Source organism: Bradyrhizobium sp. SZCCHNRI1029 (genome assembly GCF_032487555.1).
Taxonomy (GTDB): domain Bacteria; phylum Pseudomonadota; class Alphaproteobacteria; order Rhizobiales; family Xanthobacteraceae; genus Bradyrhizobium.
In genome coordinates this window covers 442,054-459,526 of sequence record NZ_JAUEUK010000001.1, presented here as the reverse complement: position 1 = coordinate 459,526, position 17,473 = coordinate 442,054, and the positions used below count along the sequence as shown (strand labels likewise).

Genomic DNA, 17,473 nt, shown 5'->3' with positions numbered 1-17,473 from the left:
GGCCACGACGAGAGCGACAGGACTGAAGGTTGCATCGATGAGTGAACGGCCGCCCATCTCGCCCCGCAGCCCGCGCGCAGCGCTGGAGCCGGAACGCGTGCCGCCGCCGCCGCGCCGCTCCGACCGCGCCCGCAATCCGTTCGTGGTTGTCGGCAACGCGATCATCACCTTGCTCATCCTGGCCATGCTCGGCGTGGGCGCGGCCTACTATTATGGACGGCAGATCCTGGAAGCGGCAGGACCGCTGCAGGAGGACAAGGTCGTCAACATCCCGCAGCGCGCGGGCAAACGCGATATTGCCGACGTGCTCGCGCGTGAAGGTGTGATCGACGTCAATCCGTGGATCTTCATCGGTGGAGTCTATGCCCTGAAGGCCAGTTCCGACCTCAAGCCGGGCGAGTATGCGTTCCAGAAGAATGCATCGTTGCGCGACGTGATCGGCGTCATCGTCGAAGGCAAGGTCGTGCAGCATTCGGTGACCGTGCCCGAGGGCCTGACGTCAGAGCAGATCGTGGCCCGCCTGTCCGAGAACGAGATCTTCACCGGCAGCGTCCGCGAGATTCCGCGCGAAGGCACGTTGTTGCCGGAGACCTACAAGTTTCCGCGCGGCACCAGCCGCGATCAGGTCGTGCAACGCATGCAGCAGGCGCAGAAGCGCGTGTTGGCCGAGATCTGGGAACGGCGTAGTCCGGATCTGCCGGTCAGGACGCCGGAGCAGCTGGTGACGCTGGCTTCGATCGTCGAGAAGGAGACCGGCAAGCCCGACGAGCGCAGCCGGGTGGCCGCAGTATTCGTCAACCGGCTGAAGCAGAGGATCAAGCTGCAGTCCGATCCGACCATCATCTATGGTCTGGTCGGCGGCAAGGGCACGCTGGGCCGTCCGATCAAGCGCAGCGAGATCACCCAGCCGTCGCCCTACAACACCTATGTGATCGAGGGCCTGCCGCCGGGACCGATCTCCAACCCCGGCCGCGCCTCGCTGGAGGCGACAGCCAATCCGGCGCGCACGCGCGATCTCTATTTCGTCGCCGACGGCACCGGCGGCCATGCTTTCACCGAAACCTACGACCTGCACCAGAAGAACGTCGCCAAGCTCAGGGCGATGGAGCGGCAGACCCAGAACGACACCGTCGAGCCCGACGAGGCGCCGCCTGCCGTCGCGGGTGGCGCGGCCGATCCGGCGGCCGGAGCGACCCCACGGGCGCCCGCAGCGGCAAAGAAGCCGCCGGCCAACCGCGCCACCGGCGGAGTTGCACCGGGGGCCGCACCTGGCAACGGCGCCCGTCAGGGGGCGGCGCAGCCGAGCCCGCCGGTCGTTCAGCAATAATTTCCCACGCATGTCGGCCGCGCAGAACCGGGCTTAACATTTGCCCAAAAGGCCGTAAGGTTCGCGCACTTTCGGCGGGGGTTGAGTCTGTCCCCGTTCCCAATGTGCCGGAGACATGGACGAAATGGCGCTGTCGAGCATGACCGGCTTTGCCCGTAGCCACGGGGCAAGCGGTCCCTACTCGTTCGAGTGGGAGTTGAAGTCGGTCAACGCCAAGGGATTGGACGTCCGGGTGCGATTGCCGCAGGGCTGGGACGAGGTCGAGGCCTTCGCCAAGAAGCGCGCAACGGAAGTCCTGTCGCGCGGCACGGTCTATGCGAATCTCACCGTCAAGCGCACCGAGACCGGGTCGACGGTGCGAATCAACGAGGACGTGCTGGCTGCGGTGGTGAAGATGGCGAGCTCGCTCGCCGGCAGGATTGACGCGGTCGCACCGAGCATTGACGGGCTGCTGTCGATCAAGGGCGTGATCGAGGTGGCCGAGCCGGAGAGTGACGAGGCCGAGGACAAGGCCGCCAAAGAGGCGGCGATTGCAGGCTTCGACACCGCTCTGAAACATCTCGTCGAGATGCGCCGGCGCGAGGGCGACACGCTCGGTCAGATCCTCAATCAGCGCGTCGACGAAATCGAGGCGTTGGCGAAAAGGGCGGAGGCGTCGCCGGGCCGCAAGCCCGAGGCGATCAAGGCGCGGCTGGCCGAACAGGTGGCAGCCCTGCTCGAAACCTCCGACCGCTTCGATCCCGATCGCCTGGCGCAGGAGGCGCTGCTGATCGCGGCCAAGGCCGACGTGCGCGAAGAACTCGATCGCATCGCCTCGCACATCGCGCAGGCGCGCGAGATGCTCGGCAAGGGCGGGCCCGTCGGCCGCCGGCTCGACTTCCTCGCCCAAGAATTCCATCGCGAGGTCAACACCACCTGCTCGAAGTCGAACGACATCGAGCTGACGAACATCGGCCTGGAGATGAAGACCGTGGTCGAGCAGTTTCGCGAACAGGTTCAGAATCTGGAGTGATCCATGGCGGCTCACGACGGAAGCTTCGATGGGGTCGAGCGGCGCGGGCTGATGTTCGTGCTGTCATCGCCTTCGGGGGCAGGCAAGACGACGCTGTCGCGCCTGCTGATCGAGCGCATGTCGGGCCTGCGGATGTCGGTCTCGGCGACGACGCGTCCGATGCGGCCTGGTGAGGTCGACGGCCGCGACTATCACTTCGTCGACCGGGCGCGCTTCGAGGACATGGCCAAGCGCAACGAGCTGCTCGAATGGGCCACCGTGTTCGACAATCGCTATGGCACGCCGCGCGCGCCGGTCGAAGCGGCGTTGTCGGCGGGCCAGGACGTGCTGTTCGACATCGACTGGCAGGGCACGCAGCAACTGCGCGAGAAGGCGCGGCAGGACGTCGTCAGCGTGTTCATCCTGCCGCCGTCCGCCGCCGATCTGGAGAAGCGTCTCCACACGCGCGCGCAGGACTCCGACGAGGTCATCCGCGGGCGCATGAGCCGCGCCAGCCACGAGATGAGCCACTGGGCGGAGTACGACTACATCGTCATCAACCGCAACGTGGACGATGCGTTCGCCGAGGTGCAGTCGATCCTCAAGGCCGAGCGCCTGAAGCGCGAGCGCCGGACCGGATTGACGACCTTCGTGCGCGAGCTGCAGCGCCAGCTCGAGAGCTGAAACGCCTTCCGTCTACGCCCGCCGGCCGAGGCGCGCCAGGATGTCCTGGATGCCGTCGAGCTCATCATCCTGCTGAATGTTGCGCGGCCGCGGCCGCAGCGCCGGAGGCCGCGGAATGAAGTCGAGCGGCGGGGTCGCCGGATCCTCGAACGGCGTCGGCACGAACAGGGGACGCTGCTGCGACGGGCGCTGTGGCTGCTGCTGCGCCTGCGGTCTGTCGATAGGTAGCGCGGCGGGGATCGACGACCGCGATTCCAGGAGACTCATCAGTCGGGCCGCGGGATCATCATGCATGTGCGCGACGTCCTGCTGAGCCTCGACGGAGAACTCCTCCTGCTGCGGCTCTGCCTCCAGCTCGTCTTCGGGCAATGAAAAGCGCGACTGCAGAAGGTTGATCAGCGCCGCCGCAGGATCGTCGAGCTCATCGTCTTCGGCGGCAGGGGCTTCCGACATCATCGCGGGTCCGCCCACGGCGATGTCATCGTCAGGCTGAGGGGCCGGTTGTCGTGCCGCATGCGCGCGAAGCGTCTCGATCAGTGCGGCCGCTGGATCGGCTGGTGCCGTTGACGGCGCGCGCGGGGAGGCAGGCTGATCGGGCGTCCCGGGAACGGGCTGAGCGACGGGCTGGCCGCCACGCGGATGGTTCGTCAGGTGTTGCGACGCCTGCGCGGTCCGGGGTGCAGCGTCCGCCTGCGTTGGCGGAGCCGTCTCAGCGAGGGCCGCTGCAGCCGGATCATCGCTAGCCTCGCCGGGTTGCGTGGCGTGCCGCTTGGCCGCGCGCGACACCAGCAGCGCGGCAATCACCTTGGCGGCGTCGATCGGAGCGCCGGCAGAGGGGGACGTGACATCGCTGCTTCGGGCCTTGCGCAGCGCCGACACGATTTCGCTGACGTCGACAGGGGCAGGTGGGGCGGCGGTCGCGGCAGCCTGCGCCGGTGGCGGGGCGGCTGGCGGCATTGCTGCGGCTGCCTGGATGCGGGTGGGATTCGCTGGTTCAACCCGCTGCGCCGCCGGCCAGGGCTCGGCGGGCGCGGTCGGTGCCGCATAGGTCGGCGAGCGCGGCGAGGCGGCTGCAGCGGCGGCGCTCGCCTGGGCTGCTGCAATCTTGGCGGCAGCGGCCTGCGCCGCGGCCATCTGGGCAGCCGTCAGTTGTGCCTGCGCCGGAGCAGCAGGCGATGCGGCAGTTGCGGCAACCGGCGATGGCGGCGCGTTGGTCGCAGCGATCTGTGCCCCGGAAGGCTCGGCCCGGCGCACTGCTGCGCGATCCACCAACTCATCGACCGCCTGCCATACTGCGTCGGTGGATTGTGATCGTTGCATCTCCGCAGCCGCGTCCCGGTCGCGTCGGCGTGCGGCCACGGCCGGGTGATCCTGATGCTGGGGAGACGGCGCCGGTCGCTGCGCACGGGGGTCGATCTGGTCCGTTGAAGCGGACAGCCGCGCGCTGGCGAGGTCGAGCGCCGAAGCCGGCTGGGAGCCGCGGCTGCCGCCTGGATGGGATGGTGCCGCCGGCATGCTGCCGCGGTTCGCACGCATCCCGCCCTGCGGCGCCTTGGAGCGTGGTTTGATGCGACTGCGGCGCATCCGTACTGCGTCCGCGTGCCAGCTGCCGTTGCGCCGTTGCCGCCGTCCCATCCGGCTGAGCCGATAGAGCGCGCTCGCCAGCAGTCCTGAAATCGCGAGTGCGCCGATGACCACGAGCATGAGCACGTGGATGGGCGCTTCGGGCTTGCTCGGCTTGGGTGCGATGATCGGCCCGTCGGCAGTCGGCGCCGCATTCGCGTCCGGCTCCGCATTGCCGTCGTCGGCCATTGCCGGTGGTGGCGCATCGGCCGCGATCGGGTCCGCCTGTTGCGGCGGGGCAGAGGGCCAGGGCGAGCTATCGAGGCTGCGCGGCAGGCTGGTGTCCGATGCCGTCAGCGTCGTCGGCGTGGCGAGATTCTGCGGCTTCGGCGTGCCCCGCACGGCGAGATCGGCACGCAGCCGCGGCTGCGGCGCTTCGGCGAGGGCGTCGCTGGTGCGAGCGACCGGGCCATCGCTGCGTCTCGGCGTCAGTTTGGGTGGAGCGGGCTGGGCGAAGTCCCAGGGAGTCGGCTGCTGCGCGGCCCGCATCGGTGCCGCGGCGTCACGGGTATTGCCGTTGGCGTCCTTCAGATACCAGCAACGCCGATTGGTGCCACGATCGAAACGATAGTACCAGCGTTGCGCGTCAGACTTCTCTCCCGTCGGCTCGGTCAGACATTCCTCCGCCGCCAACACGACGCGCGGCAGCACGAGCACGACGGTGCCGGCGATTCCGGCTGCAATGGCAAACGCAACTCCTGCCGTTCGGCTTGCCATTGAAGACTCCGGATACGCTTACGCAACGGCGCGTTCTCGGAGAGAAGTTGGGTGGCAATGAGCCGCAATTCCGGATTAATTCTGTCGCGATCCTTTCGTGCCCGAGTGCGGCTTTTTTCCCACAAAAGGATCCGCATCCCGTCTCGATTTTGGCCGCGCTAGCGCGCCAAATCGGTCACATCCGTGAAGATGGACCTGACTTTTCACCCTCAGGGATCCGAGGCGCGGCGCCGACAACCTCTACGTTTGTGGACAAATGATTGGCCACGGCGGCAGCGGTGCAGCACCGCCGCCGCGTGCGATGTCGCAACGGACGAGGGATCAGTTCGTCAGCACCACACGTCCGACCACATGGCCGGCGCGCAGCGCATCGATCCACTTCTGTACGTCAGCCATCGGCTCCTCGCGCATCGGCGGCGGCTTGATCTTGCCGGCGCGCGCGAGCGCCATCAACTCGTGCGCCTCAGTCAGCGTGCCGACCATGAAGCCCTCGATGGTCATGCGCTTGTACACCCATTGAACCATCGGCAGGGTGAACTGGCCGCCCATCAGTCCGGAGACGACGATCTTGCCGCCGCGTGCAACGACGGACACCGCAAAGGCCATCGACTTCTCGTTGCCGGCGAAATCGACGACCTCGTCGAAGCCGCCCTCGGTCTCCTTGAGGATGCGCTTGATCACATCCGGCTCGGCCGGATCGTAGGCCGTCGCGGCGCCATTCTTCAGCGCGGTCTCGCGCGCGGCCGCCGAGAGGTCGGCCACCGAGATCGGTTGCTTGAACATCGCCTGCGCGAACGACAGGCCCATCATGCCGACGCCGCCGAGTCCGATCAGCAGCAGATTGCGCTGGCGCGGCCGATCCACGAGGCGCTTGAGCGCGCCATAGGCCGTTACGCCGGAGCACATCAGCGTCGCGGCCTGATTGACCGGCAGCGGATCGTATTCCAGCAGATACTTCGCATCCGGCACCAGCACGTGGGTGGCGAAGCCGCCGTCAATCGAGACGCCGAGGAAGCGCTGCTTGGCGCACAAATTCTCGTCGCCATTGGCGCAGTCGCGGCATTGGCCGCAGCCGATCCACGGAAACACTGCGCGGCGCGCGCCGATCAGTTCCTTCGGCACGTCGGGTCCGACCTCATCGACGACGCCGGCAATCTCGTGTCCGAGCGTGAAGGGGAGGGTCATGCCGCGCGTGGTGTCCAGGCGCTTGCCGCCGCCGAGATCGGCATAGCCGTCCTGGATATGCAGGTCGGAGTGGCACAGGCCGCAGCGCTCGATGCGAACCAGAACTTCCCGGCCTTGCGGCTTCGGCGTCTCGACGATGGTTTCGCACAGCGGTGCGTCGAACTTGACGAGCGACTGACGGCGCATCAACGCCATGATGAAACTCCCTGAAATGCTTGTTGATTAAGACTTGTTCGCGTCGCGACTATTGGTCAATTCGCGGGCCATGGCAACAAAGCCCGACACCGGAATGGTCTCGGCGCGGCGGGTGGGATCGACGCCTGCGGCGGCCGCGAGCCGCGCGGGATCCGCCGGCAGCGACTTCAGGCTCTGCCGCAGCATCTTGCGGCGCTGGCCGAAGGCGGCGGCGGCGACCTGCTCGAGCGCGCGGCGGTCGCAGGGTTCGGGCGACGGGCGCGGCACCAGCCGCACCACGGACGACGTGACCTTCGGCGGCGGCACGAAGGCGGATGGCGAGATGTCGAACAGGATCTTGGTCTCGCAGCGCCAGTTGGCGAGCACGCCGAGCCGGCCATAGGCGTCCTCGTTCTCGCGCGCGACGATGCGCTCGGCGACCTCGCGCTGAAACATCAGCACCATCATGTCGTACCAGGGCGGCCACGGCTCTGCGGAAAGCCAGCCGATCAGGAGGTGCGTCGCGATGTTGTAGGGCAGGTTGGCGACGATCTTCGCCTTGGTGCTGCCGAGGTAGGGCCGGACGTCGAAGGTGCGGGCGTCGGTGCAGACGATTTCGAGCCGCCCCGGATAGCGCGCGGCGATCGCCTGCAGCGCCGGGATCGCGCGCTCGTCGTGCTCGACCGCGATCACGTGGCGCGCGCCGAGCGCGAGCAGCGCCCGCGTCAGGCCTCCCGGACCGGGGCCGATCTCCACCACGGTGGCGTCCTCCAGCGGGCCGGCGGCGCGCGCGATCCGGGCGGTGAGATTGAGATCGAGCAGGAAGTTCTGGCCGAGCGCCTTGCGAGCCGACAGCTGATGATCGCGAATGACCTCGCGCAGCGGCGGGAGGTCGTCGATCGCGCTCATGACGACTGGCTGGCCATGCGCGCCGCGAGCTCGAGCGCCGCGATCAGGCTCGCCGGATTGGCGGTGCCCTTGCCGGCAATGTCGAACGCCGTGCCGTGGTCGGGCGAGGTGCGGATGAAGGGCAGGCCGAGCGTCACGTTGACGCCCTCGTCGAACGCCAGCGTCTTGATCGGGATCAGTGCCTGATCGTGGTACATGCAGATGGCGCAGTCATAGGTCTTGCGCGCGGCTTCATGAAACATCGTGTCTGCCGGCAGCGGTCCCTGCACGTCGAGGCCAGCATTGCGCAAGGTTGCGATCGCGGGCGCGATGATCGTGTCCTCTTCGGTGCCGAGCGTGCCGTCCTCGCCCGCATGCGGATTGAGGCCCGACATCGCAATGCGCGGCCGCGATACGCCGAAATAGCGGCGCAGGCTCGCCGCGACGATTCGCGTCGTCGACGTGATCAGCGGGCTCGTCAGCTGATCGATCGCATCGCGCAACGCGACGTGGATCGTCACAGGCACCACGGCGAGAACAGGCGACCACAGCATCATGACCGGCTGTGGCGTGGCTCCGCCATCCGCGGCGAGCTCGGCGAGAAATTCGGTATGGCCGGGATGCGAGAAGCCGGCACGGTAGAGCACGGCCTTGGCGATCGGGTTGGTCACGACGGCGCTGGCGCGTCCGGCCCTCACGTCGGCCACGGCCTCCCGGATCGAGCCGATGGCCGCCTCGGCACTCGTCGTGTCCGGGCGGCCCGGCGGGGCCGTCACGGCGTGCCCGGTGGGGACCACGGGCAGCGCGGTCGCAAACGCCTGCGCCGCTTGTTCGGGACGAACCTCGTCCACGGTGACGGGGAGGTCGAGCAGCTTGGCGCGCTGAGCCAGGAAGGCAGGATCACCGCGCACGTAGAAGGCGGGGAGGCCGAGCTCGGTGCGGCGCAGCCACGCCTGCAGGGTGATGTCGGGGCCAATGCCTGCCGGTTCCCCCAGGGTCAGCGCGAGCGGCTTCGTCATCAGCGATATTCGATCATCGCCGCCTTGCGGACTTCCTGCAGATAGGCCTTGGAGGTGGCCTCGTATTTCTTGGTGTACATCTGCTCCTTGATCTCGCGCTTCTTCGGCGTGTCGATCGTGGTCGGAGTCCGCGAGCAGAGCGCCACCATCTGAATGCCCTGCCGCGTCGCTTCCGGCGGAGTCAGGTGGCCGATCGGTGTGTCATCGAGCAGCTTGCGCAGATTCGGCGGAATGTCGGCGGACGTCTTGACGACGATCTCCTTGATGACCGCGTTCGCCGTCGTCTTGAAGATGTTGTTGGCTTCGGCGCAGGTCTGCACCCGTGAGCGCAGCGCTTCCGCCTCCTTGTGACGTGCTTCCATCAAGCCCTGGTTCGAGGAGTTCGACACGATCAGCACGATCGGCTGCATCTTGTACTCGAACGCCTGGCCCTGCTGATCGCCGTCGCCGCCGGCAGCGGCGACGGCCGCGGCCACGTCCTTGTCGGAGACGAGCAGACGCTCCTTGTAGCGGCCGCGCACCAGGCTGCTCCAGACGATCTCCGCCTTGATGCGGGCCTTCAGCGTCTCCGGCCGCACGCCCTGGCTCTCCAGCGATTTGGTCAACTGTTCCGGGTTGAGCCGCATGCGAGAGCCCATGCCAGCAAACGATTGGTCGACGTCGGAGGCGGTCGGCTCGACGCCGAACTTCTTGCCTTCCTTGATCTTCACCTTGTCGTCGATCAGCTCGTCGATGATCTCCTGGCGGGACTGATGCTTGCGCGTGCTCAGGAAGTTCAGCTTGGTGCGCTGCTCGATGTCATAGTCGGTGATGGGATCGCCATTGACCATGACGACGATGCTCTGGGCGCGAGCCGACATCGTTCCGATGCCGCAGGCGAGTGCGGCAAGAGTGCAGATGGCCAGGGCCCGAAGGCGAGGAGAGAACGCGATCGTCATGACCAAGCTTCGCTGTCGCTATTGATCCAACTGGAAGCCGCGCCACGGCTCCCGACGAGGGACTTTCGAACCCCACGGAGCGGCCCGTCGGAGACTGGCGCGCACTACTGAAGGCCGCCAGCCCCGGTTCCCGTCGACGAGGTCGTGGCAAGCGTCCGAAGCCCGATCTGGAGCATATAGGCATGGCTCAGAACGGGTGGAGTGGTGCCTGCCGTATAGTTATACGACGTTACATAGTTGGCGGCCAGCACGAAACAGTCGTCCACATAGCCCGCGCCGATCACATACTGGTTGATCTTGTTGGCAGCGAGGTCCCACCGCGCGGCGCCCGTCACGACCCAGTTCGGTGCCACCTTGACCGAGCCGCTGCCCAGGATGCCCTCACGACGGGTGAGGTAACCGATCGCCGGATCGGCAGCATAGTTGCCGTAGGTCAGGGCCACCGACCAGCGGTCGAAGTTCGCCTTGGCTTCCGCCTCGAAGCGCTGGATGTTCAGGGTCTGCTGGTCGAACCGGCTGCGCATGCTGAACGTGTAAGTGCGGTTCGGCGAGTAGTCGACCCGCGCCACGTAGTCCGAGACGTTCTTGTCCAGGCCGGAGCCGATGGCGGTGTTGTTGGCGTCCTGCACCGCGAACGAGTTCATCCCGAACAGGTGATAGGACTGGCCGAACAGCACGTTGATGGTGCCGCCGCGGTCGAACTGCGTGGTCGCCTGGACGCCGACATTGGCGCGCCCGCCGCCCTCGACGCGGTCGTAGCCGGAGAACTTGTCGACGCTGAACAGGTTGCTGGCGTCGAACACCATGCTCTGGGCGTCCTCGTTCGGCAGCCGGCCGGCATAGGTCTCGTTCGGCCGGATGATCACTTGCGCGATCGGCTCGATCGTCGTCGTGCCCCACGGCTGAACGTTGATGAACGGGTAGCGATATTCCAGGCCGACCGTCGGCATCAGCCGCAGCGCCTGGGTGTCGCCGGTCTGCAGGAAGTTGCCCACACCCGGCTGGTTCGAGACGTTGGCGTTGATCGCATCCGCGCGCAGGATCGCGAACGGCGTCCAGATCTGGCCGTAGGGATCCGTGAACGACCGCCGCCACTCCGCCTGCGCAGTCAGGCGGGTGTAGGTGCCGGGCGTGGCGCGCAGCAGGCACTGCGTCGGCAGGCGCGCAAGCGGGTCAGCCGATGTCGTCGTGCACAGGCCGTTGGTGTTGGCCGTGGTGGTGATCGGATCGAACACCGCCGTCTGGCGGCTCAGATTGACGAAGTTGGTCTTGTAGCTGAACTCGCCGCCGAACACGGGATAGTTCAGCACGTTCGAGTAATCCAGCACCGGATAGACCACCGGCACGGTCTGCTGGTTGCCCGAGAAGCTCAGATAGTGGATCGCCCTGACGTCGAAGAAGCTGCGGCTGCCAACGCCGGTCAAATACAGCTGCGAGATCGCCTCGGTCGGCAGGCTCATGAACGAGTTGAACGGGTCGCGGTACTGCGCCAGCCGGTAATCCGACAGGAACATGTAGTCGGACAGCAGGATGCCGTCCCAGCCCCAGACCCACTTGTCGTTGAGCGCGAACTGGCCCTTGGTGTCGACGCCGCCGCGGAACTGGCGGTCGCCCGGCTGGCCGGCGAAGGCGTTGCGGTCGAGCTGATCGATGCCGTACAGGCGCACCTGATAGCCGCCATTGCTGAGGCGCTGGCGGAACTCGGTCTGCAGCAGCACGCCCTGCTTGGAGGTGATGCGCGGCGTGAAGGTCGCGTCGTAATCCGGCGCGATCGCCCAGTAATAGGGGATGTCGACGCCGAAGCCGTAGCCGCCGGTCTGGGTGACGCCGGGCATCAGGAAGCCGCTCTTGCGCTTCACGGTCGGATCGGGCGTCGAGAAGTAGGGGATGTAGGCCAGGGGAACGCCGAAGAATTCGAGCTGGGCGTTCTCGAAATACAGCATCTTCTCGGTCTGGTCGTGGATGATGCGCGCACCCTTGACCTGCCACAGCGGCGGCTTCTTCGGATCGTCCTTGCACGGCGCGCAGGCGGTGTACACGCCGTTCTCGAAGACGGTGTAATTGCCCTTGGAGCGGTCGGCGCGGGTCGCCGCCATCCGCGTCTGATCCTCGGTCTCGACGCGCAGCGAATCGACGAAGCCGTCACGATAGTCGTCCGACAGATCGAGGCTGTTGGCGTAGGTGATCTTGCCGTCGGCGTCGGTCATGCGGATGTTGCCTTCCGCATGCAGGCGCTTGGTCTTCTGGTCGTAGATCACCCGGTCGGCCTCGACCGAGGTGCCGTTGTAGAACAGTTGCACGTTGCCGACCGCCGACACGCGCGAGTTGTTGTAGTCGTAATCGACCTCGGTCGCCTGCACCAGCATCTGGTTGTCGTTGGCGACGCGCGGCGGCGGCGCCTTGGGCGGGCGCGGATTGTAGGTGAAGCCCTGCGCCACGGCAGGGGTCGGCGCCACGACCGCGATCGCAGCAGCGACCATCAGGCCGAGCCCGCAGGCCATAACGAATCCAAGTACGCCAGACCCGGCGCGACGCACGCGCGCGCAACCGACGCGCGCAACGGCATGCTGCCGAAGCGCGGCGAGCGCTGTCTGACGGACGGCAACGAACGACACTAGCCGTCCTCCTGGTAGAGCAAGGCCATGAAGCCGGTGAGGCCGCCGACGAACACCGGCAGCCACGCCGCAGCGATCGGATTCATCAACTCAGCCTTGCTCAAATCTTCAGTTACTTTCGACAGAACGTAGAGCAGAAACCCGGCGCCCACGCCACTCAAAACCATTTTCTGTACGCCACCCATTCGGAAGAACCTGAGCGACACGGACGCAGCCAGCATGACCATCGCAGCCAGCAAAAACGGCTGCGCGATCAGCTTATGATACTGCAGTTTGTACCCCGCGGTCGCGAAGCCCGAGCTCTCCGACGAGCGGATGTATGTCGGAAGTTGCCAAAACGACACAGTTTCGGGGGTGGAGAAGCTGTTTCGGACCTGTGCCGGCGTCAGGCTGGTCGGAAGAATGTACGTCGGTTCGTCGACCGGCGGCGCATCGAGGGAGAATCGGCGCACGGACCGGAAGACCCACCGGCCTTCTTCCAGGGTCGCCTCGCGCGCTTCGATTCGTTCCTTGAAGTGCTTGTCCGTATCAAAACGGAACAGGGTCAGTCCGGTCAGGCGGACGCCCTGCTGCTCGCTGCGCGCGGCATTGATGATGACCGAGCCGTCGGGGTTGATCTGGTTGAGCCAGAAGCCGGCCGCGTCCTGCACGCCGCCGCCCGGGGCGGCGCCGAACAGCTCGGCCTCCATGCGCTTGGAGAGCTCGCGCAGATTTGCCGACATCGGGTTGTAGAGGGTCGTCGCCATTAGCCCGAGCACGATGGCGCTTGCCAGCGCCGGCGCGATGAACTGCCAGGCGGAGACCCCGGCCGCGCGCGCCACCACGAGTTCGAGTCGGCGCGACAGCGCGAGATAGCAGGTCATGGCGCCGATCAGGACGCAGAACGGCATCATCTTCTCGAGCAATTGCGGCACCCGGAACAGCGACGTCTCCGCCACCATCAGCGCCGAGGCCGAGGCGAGCCCGGAGGTCTTGCGCACCATCTCGATGTAGTCGACGAGCACGAGCAGGATGAAGATGCTCGCGAACACGCCGACCGCCGAGACCAGGAAGCGGCCGGCGAAATAGCGCCCGAGCGTGTTGGTGACCATGCTCATGCGGTGGCCGGCCTTCCGAACAGGCGTGCGATCCGCGCGTTCGAGCGGTTGATGGCTTCCATCAGCCGCGCCGGCGGCTCGACCACCACGCCGCCGATGATGATCCAGATGCTGAGGCCGAGCACGCCGAACAGCATGAGGTACTGCACCAGCGCCGCCATCGGCGTCTTCACGGTCATGACCGAGCAGGCGAAGCCCGCCATGCGGACGCCGAACACGGCGAGAATGGCGCTGCCGAACGAGAAGTTGCGGCTCTGGCGTGTGGTCCGCGGCGCGCCCAGGAATGCGAAGGTGAGGGCAGCGAAGGCGAACGGATAGATCGGCGCCAGGAAGCGGTCGTGCAATTCCTGGCGGAATTGTCCCGGGATCTGCTTGTAGATCGGATCGTTTTCGGCGGGCGCCATCAGTTCCCACAGATAGCGCTCGCGGATGCCGAGCGTGACGTCGCGGCCCTGGTTCGAAAACTTCGACATGTCGAAGGCGTAGCGGGCGAACGCGACCATCGCCGGCTCGCGCTTGCCGAGCTCGAAGCGTTCCAGATTGCCGTCCTCCAGCACCAGGAACGAGCCGTCGGCATTCTTCACGACGGTGCCCTTCTCGGCGATGATCGTGATTCGCTCCTTGGGGTCGCGGCGGTCGTCGATCAGGATGCCGGACAGCTCACCGCCGGGCTGGCGCTCGCGGATCCGGATGGTCAGGTTCTGGTCGAGCTGCGCGAACCGCCCGGGCTGTAGGATGTTGGCGAGCACGTCGGCGGTGATCTCGGCATCCCACTGCTTGATCCGGCGCAGGCCATCGGGGGCGAAGAAGGCGGCGATCACCGTCACCAGCACGGCTACCGCGCAGGTGGCATAGGCGAACGGCACGAACAGCCGGATCGGCGACATGCCGGCGGCGTTCATGACGATGATCTCCGAATCGGTCGCCAGCTTGTTCAGCGTGTGCGAGACCGCGATCATCAGCGCGATCGGCGCGATGACGCCGAGCAGGGAGGGAATCACGAGCCCGGTGATGCCAAGGAAGGTCAGGATCGTCTGGCCCTGGCTGGTCATCAGGTCGATGCCGCGCAACGCCTGCGTAATCCAGATCACGCCGGTGAGGCTGACCAACACCAGCGCGAACGACGCCAGCGTCGTGCGAAAGATGTACCTGTCGATGGACCCCATCGTCTGCGCTCGATCCCCAATCAGCAGTCCCGGAACGAGCGCTGCAGCCCCCCTTGAAACGGGTCCCCCAAGGCCGCTGTCGCCGTGACGTTCCAAGAGCAGTGAATATCATTACCATCTCGTTGATCCGTCGACAAAATGGCTGTGGCGTGGCGCCCCGAAAATACGGTCAAAATTTCATGATTGTGACTGGCCCGCCACGCGGCGCTTGGCAGCCGCGGTCCGGGCAGGCCATACTGCTGTCAAGTTGGGTTCCGAACTGCCGCCATCCGCGTCTGGCCCTTGAGGTTTTCGGCCGGACGTGGCGGCTCATCACGTCGAAATTTGGAGGATTGCTTGATGTCCGACGCCGTCAAGGTCGGCTTCGTCCCGCTGTCGACCGCCCCGCGTGGCATCGTGGTGGCGTTCTGCGATGACACCCTGCGTCTTGGAGCTGCGACCGAGAAGGCGCTCGGGGGGGCCTCGGACCTGATCAAGCGCGCGGCCGGGGCAGCCCGGTTCAAGGGCAAGGATGGCGCGGTGTTGGATCTGCTGGCTCCTGAGGGAATCAAGATTCAGCGCTTGATCGTCATCGGCATCGGCAAGGGCTCGGACCTCAAGGACAAGGATTTCCTCAAATACGGCGGGACTTTAGCCGGAAAGCTGAACGCCGGAACTGAAGCGGTGGCGGTGCTCGCCGAGCTGCCTTCGGGACCGCTGTTGCCGGATCAGGTCAGCTCGCTGGCCGCCGGGATCCGGCTGCGGGCCTATCGGTTCGACCGTTACAAGACCAAGAAGAAGGACGAGGAGGGCGCCGTCAGCGCCAATGTCTCGATCGCCGTGGCGGACGTCGCGGCGGCCAAGAAGGCCTTCGCGCCGCGATCCCACGTGACCGACGGGGTGATACTGGCGCGCGATCTCGTCAACGAGCCGCCGAACGTGCTCTACCCGGAAGAGTTCGCCAAACGCGCTGCCGCCTTGCGCAAGCTCGGCGTCACCGTCGAGATCCTCGACGTGCCCGCGATGAAGAAACTCGGCATGGGCGCGCTGCTCGGCGTCGGCCAGGGCTCGGCACGGCCGAGCCGCACCGTCGTGATGCACTACAATGGCGGCAAGCGCGGCGAGCAGCCGGTCGCCTTCATCGGCAAGGGCGTGTGCTTCGATACCGGCGGCATCTCGATCAAGCCGGCCGGCTCGATGGAGGACATGAAGGGCGACATGGGCGGCGCGGCCTGCGTGGTCGGCCTGATGCATGCACTCGCCGCACGCAAGGCCAAGGCCAACGTGATCGGCGCCATCGGCCTGGTCGAGAACATGCCGGACGGCAACGCCCAGCGTCCGGGCGACATCGTCACCTCGATGTCGGGCCAGACCATCGAGATCATCAACACCGATGCGGAGGGCCGCCTCGTGCTCGCCGACGTGCTGTGGTACGTCGCGACCAAGTTCAAGCCGAAATTCATGATCGACCTGGCGACCTTGACCGGCGCGATCATGGTCGCGCTCGGCACCGAGCATGCCGGTCTCTTCACCAACAATGATGATCTCGCCGACAAGCTGTTCAAGGCGGGGCAGGAGACGGGTGAGAAGGTGTGGCGCATGCCGCTCGGCCACGAATACGACAAGCTGATCGATTCGCAGTTCGCCGACATGAAGAATACCGGCGGACGCCATGGCGGCTCGATCACCGCCGCGCAATTCCTGCAGCGCTTCGTCAACGACACGCCGTGGGCGCATCTCGACATCGCCGGCACCGCGATGGGCGCGCCGAAATCGGAGATCAACCAGAGCTGGGGATCGGGCTATGGCGTCCGGCTGCTCGATCGGCTGGTGTGGGACTCCTACGAATCCAGATCCGACACCAAAGCCGAAGCCAAATCCGGCGGCAAGGCGTGACGCGGGGCGATGACCGAAGTCCTGTTCTACCACCTGCAGAACATGACCGTGGAAGGCGTGCTGCCGCCGCTGCTCGAGAAGTCGCTCGAGCGCGGTTGGCGCGTCGTGGTGCAGTCGACATCGGAGGAGCGCGCGGATGCGCTCGATGCGCATCTGTGGACCTATCGCGACGATTCGTTTCTGCCGCACGCCACCTGGCGGGTGGCCGATGTGGCCGACCAGCCGATCGTGCTCGCGGTGGAAGAAAGCAATCCCAACGGCGCGAACGTCCGTTTCCTGGTGGATAACGCGGCGCTGCCATCGGACTCGCACAGCTACGAGCGCATGGTGCTCGTGTTCAACGGCGATGATGCGGACGCGCTCGCGGCTGCGAGATCGGCGTGGACCGATTGCAAATCGCGGGGATTCGAGGTCACCTACTGGCAGGCGGATGAGCGGGGGCGCTGGCAGCGCCGCCAATGATACGGAGGCCCGTGAAGCGCCGATGATGGCAGCGCCGCGTGATTAATGATAATCTGCCGATTTACCGGCAGAGCGTTGGCAAAGTCACGAACGTGCCGCAAAGTGATGTTGGGACAACACGTTAGAGTGTCCACAGGTTGCAATTCAGCAAGGTTCATCGTGCGAGACCACACCAAACAGCTGACGCGCGCTCTGGCGTTCCTTGTGCTTGCCCCGGTCGTCGCCGGATGCTCGAGCACGCCCGATTTCCTGTCCAAGGACGCTGAGTGGTTCAACCGGCCGCAGCGCCTGTTCATCAGAAACATCTCGATCGACGCGCCGCCGCTGACGCCGGACAAGCCGGTCACGGCTGAGGATCTTGTGAGCGCCGAAGGCGCATGCCCGGGCATGGCGCCTGCGGCCGATGCTGCGGGCGCGAACGCGCTGGCGAATGATCCCGCCGCCGCGACGCCGGCTGCCGGCGGCACCGTCGCACTCGGCCACACCGAATGCGACGTGGTGCGCGGCATCGGTGCACCCGACAACGTCAACATCTCGAGCAATGGCGGCGAGCGCGTGGCCACGGTGACCTGGCTGCGCGGCGCACGCGCCGGCGTCTACACGTTCAGCTCCGGCCGCCTGACCTCGGTCGAGCGCGCGCCCGATCCGGGACCGGCGCCGAAGGTGGCGAAGCCGAAGGCGAAGAAGCGGACGAGCTGACGGCGGGAGGCGG

General features: G+C 66.3%; 14 protein-coding genes. 6 read left to right on the top strand and 8 right to left on the bottom strand.

Annotated features, from left to right (window positions below; genetic code table 11):
• Positions 1-37 precede the first annotated feature (37 nt).
• The 3 genes from mltG (at position 38) to gmk (ending at position 3,002) form a co-directional block, all read left to right on the top strand.
• Positions 38-1,327, top strand: coding sequence for an endolytic transglycosylase MltG (gene mltG, locus QW861_RS02150; protein WP_315767262.1), 1,290 nt, complete (start codon positions 38-40; stop codon positions 1,325-1,327).
• Positions 1,328-1,451: 124 nt separating this feature from the next.
• Entirely contained in the window at positions 1,452-2,339 is an 888-nt protein-coding gene (locus QW861_RS02145) for a YicC/YloC family endoribonuclease (RefSeq protein ID WP_315712651.1), read from the top strand.
• A 3-nt stretch (positions 2,340-2,342) separates the two neighbouring features.
• Entirely contained in the window at positions 2,343-3,002 is a 660-nt protein-coding gene (gene gmk / locus QW861_RS02140) for a guanylate kinase (protein ID WP_172109343.1), read from the top strand.
• 12 nt (positions 3,003-3,014) lie between these two features.
• Here the strand turns inward: gmk and QW861_RS02135 are convergent, their stop codons facing one another.
• The 8 genes from QW861_RS02135 to lptF form a co-directional block, all read right to left on the bottom strand.
• Entirely contained in the window at positions 3,015-5,282 is a 2,268-nt protein-coding gene (locus QW861_RS02135; RefSeq protein ID WP_315749951.1) for a hypothetical protein, read from the bottom strand.
• Between the two features lie 381 nt (positions 5,283-5,663).
• Positions 5,664-6,722: an alcohol dehydrogenase gene (locus QW861_RS02130; protein WP_315712400.1), complete on the bottom strand. Its 1,059-nt coding sequence runs from the start codon at positions 6,720-6,722 to the stop codon at positions 5,664-5,666.
• A gap of 27 nt (positions 6,723-6,749) precedes the next feature.
• A complete protein-coding gene (gene rsmA / locus QW861_RS02125; RefSeq protein ID WP_315712399.1) occupies positions 6,750-7,610 on the bottom strand; it encodes a 16S rRNA (adenine(1518)-N(6)/adenine(1519)-N(6))-dimethyltransferase RsmA in 861 nt (286 codons plus the stop codon).
• Entirely contained in the window at positions 7,607-8,608 is a 1,002-nt protein-coding gene (pdxA, locus tag QW861_RS02120) for a 4-hydroxythreonine-4-phosphate dehydrogenase PdxA (RefSeq protein ID WP_315712398.1), read from the bottom strand. The genes rsmA and pdxA overlap by 4 nt, the downstream gene beginning before the upstream one ends.
• A complete protein-coding gene (locus QW861_RS02115; RefSeq protein WP_315712396.1) occupies positions 8,608-9,546 on the bottom strand; it encodes a SurA N-terminal domain-containing protein in 939 nt (312 codons plus the stop codon). The genes pdxA and QW861_RS02115 overlap by 1 nt, the downstream gene beginning before the upstream one ends.
• Positions 9,547-9,650: 104 nt before the next feature.
• Positions 9,651-12,161: an LPS-assembly protein LptD gene (locus QW861_RS02110; RefSeq protein ID WP_315826795.1), complete on the bottom strand. Its 2,511-nt coding sequence runs from the start codon at positions 12,159-12,161 to the stop codon at positions 9,651-9,653.
• Positions 12,161-13,258, bottom strand: coding sequence for an LPS export ABC transporter permease LptG (gene lptG, locus QW861_RS02105; protein WP_315712392.1), 1,098 nt, complete (start codon positions 13,256-13,258; stop codon positions 12,161-12,163). Before lptG ends, QW861_RS02110 begins: the two co-directional genes overlap by 1 nt.
• Entirely contained in the window at positions 13,255-14,424 is a 1,170-nt protein-coding gene (gene lptF, locus QW861_RS02100; protein ID WP_315749956.1) for an LPS export ABC transporter permease LptF, read from the bottom strand. Before lptF ends, lptG begins: the two co-directional genes overlap by 4 nt.
• Before the next feature lie 339 nt (positions 14,425-14,763).
• Here lptF and QW861_RS02095 point away from each other — a divergent pair, with 339 nt between their 5' ends.
• The 3 genes from QW861_RS02095 (at position 14,764) to QW861_RS02085 (ending at position 17,460) form a co-directional block, all read left to right on the top strand.
• Complete coding sequence (locus tag QW861_RS02095; protein WP_316192647.1) at positions 14,764-16,299, top strand: leucyl aminopeptidase; 1,536 nt, start codon at positions 14,764-14,766, stop codon at positions 16,297-16,299.
• Between the two features lie 9 nt (positions 16,300-16,308).
• On the top strand, positions 16,309-16,761 hold the full coding sequence (locus QW861_RS02090) for a DNA polymerase III subunit chi (protein WP_315749957.1): 453 nt from the start codon (positions 16,309-16,311) through the stop codon (positions 16,759-16,761).
• Positions 16,762-16,965: 204 nt separating this feature from the next.
• Positions 16,966-17,460: a hypothetical protein gene (locus tag QW861_RS02085; RefSeq protein ID WP_315712649.1), complete on the top strand. Its 495-nt coding sequence runs from the start codon at positions 16,966-16,968 to the stop codon at positions 17,458-17,460.
• Positions 17,461-17,473 lie beyond the last annotated feature (13 nt).

Coding starts and splice junctions, on each gene's coding strand:
- pdxA (WP_315712398.1), bottom strand. CDS start 8,608: ATGACGAAGCCGCTCGCGCTGACCCTGGGGGAACCGGCAGGCATTGGC.
- rsmA (WP_315712399.1), bottom strand. CDS start 7,610: ATGAGCGCGATCGACGACCTCCCGCCGCTGCGCGAGGTCATTCGCGAT.
- QW861_RS02130 (WP_315712400.1), bottom strand. CDS start 6,722: ATGGCGTTGATGCGCCGTCAGTCGCTCGTCAAGTTCGACGCACCGCTG.
- lptF (WP_315749956.1), bottom strand. CDS start 14,424: ATGGGGTCCATCGACAGGTACATCTTTCGCACGACGCTGGCGTCGTTC.
- QW861_RS02145 (WP_315712651.1), top strand. CDS start 1,452: ATGGCGCTGTCGAGCATGACCGGCTTTGCCCGTAGCCACGGGGCAAGC.
- QW861_RS02095 (WP_316192647.1), top strand. CDS start 14,764: ATGTCCGACGCCGTCAAGGTCGGCTTCGTCCCGCTGTCGACCGCCCCG.
- mltG (WP_315767262.1), top strand. CDS start 38: ATGAGTGAACGGCCGCCCATCTCGCCCCGCAGCCCGCGCGCAGCGCTG.
- QW861_RS02090 (WP_315749957.1), top strand. CDS start 16,309: ATGACCGAAGTCCTGTTCTACCACCTGCAGAACATGACCGTGGAAGGC.
- lptG (WP_315712392.1), bottom strand. CDS start 13,258: ATGAGCATGGTCACCAACACGCTCGGGCGCTATTTCGCCGGCCGCTTC.
- QW861_RS02115 (WP_315712396.1), bottom strand. CDS start 9,546: ATGACGATCGCGTTCTCTCCTCGCCTTCGGGCCCTGGCCATCTGCACT.
- gmk (WP_172109343.1), top strand. CDS start 2,343: ATGGCGGCTCACGACGGAAGCTTCGATGGGGTCGAGCGGCGCGGGCTG.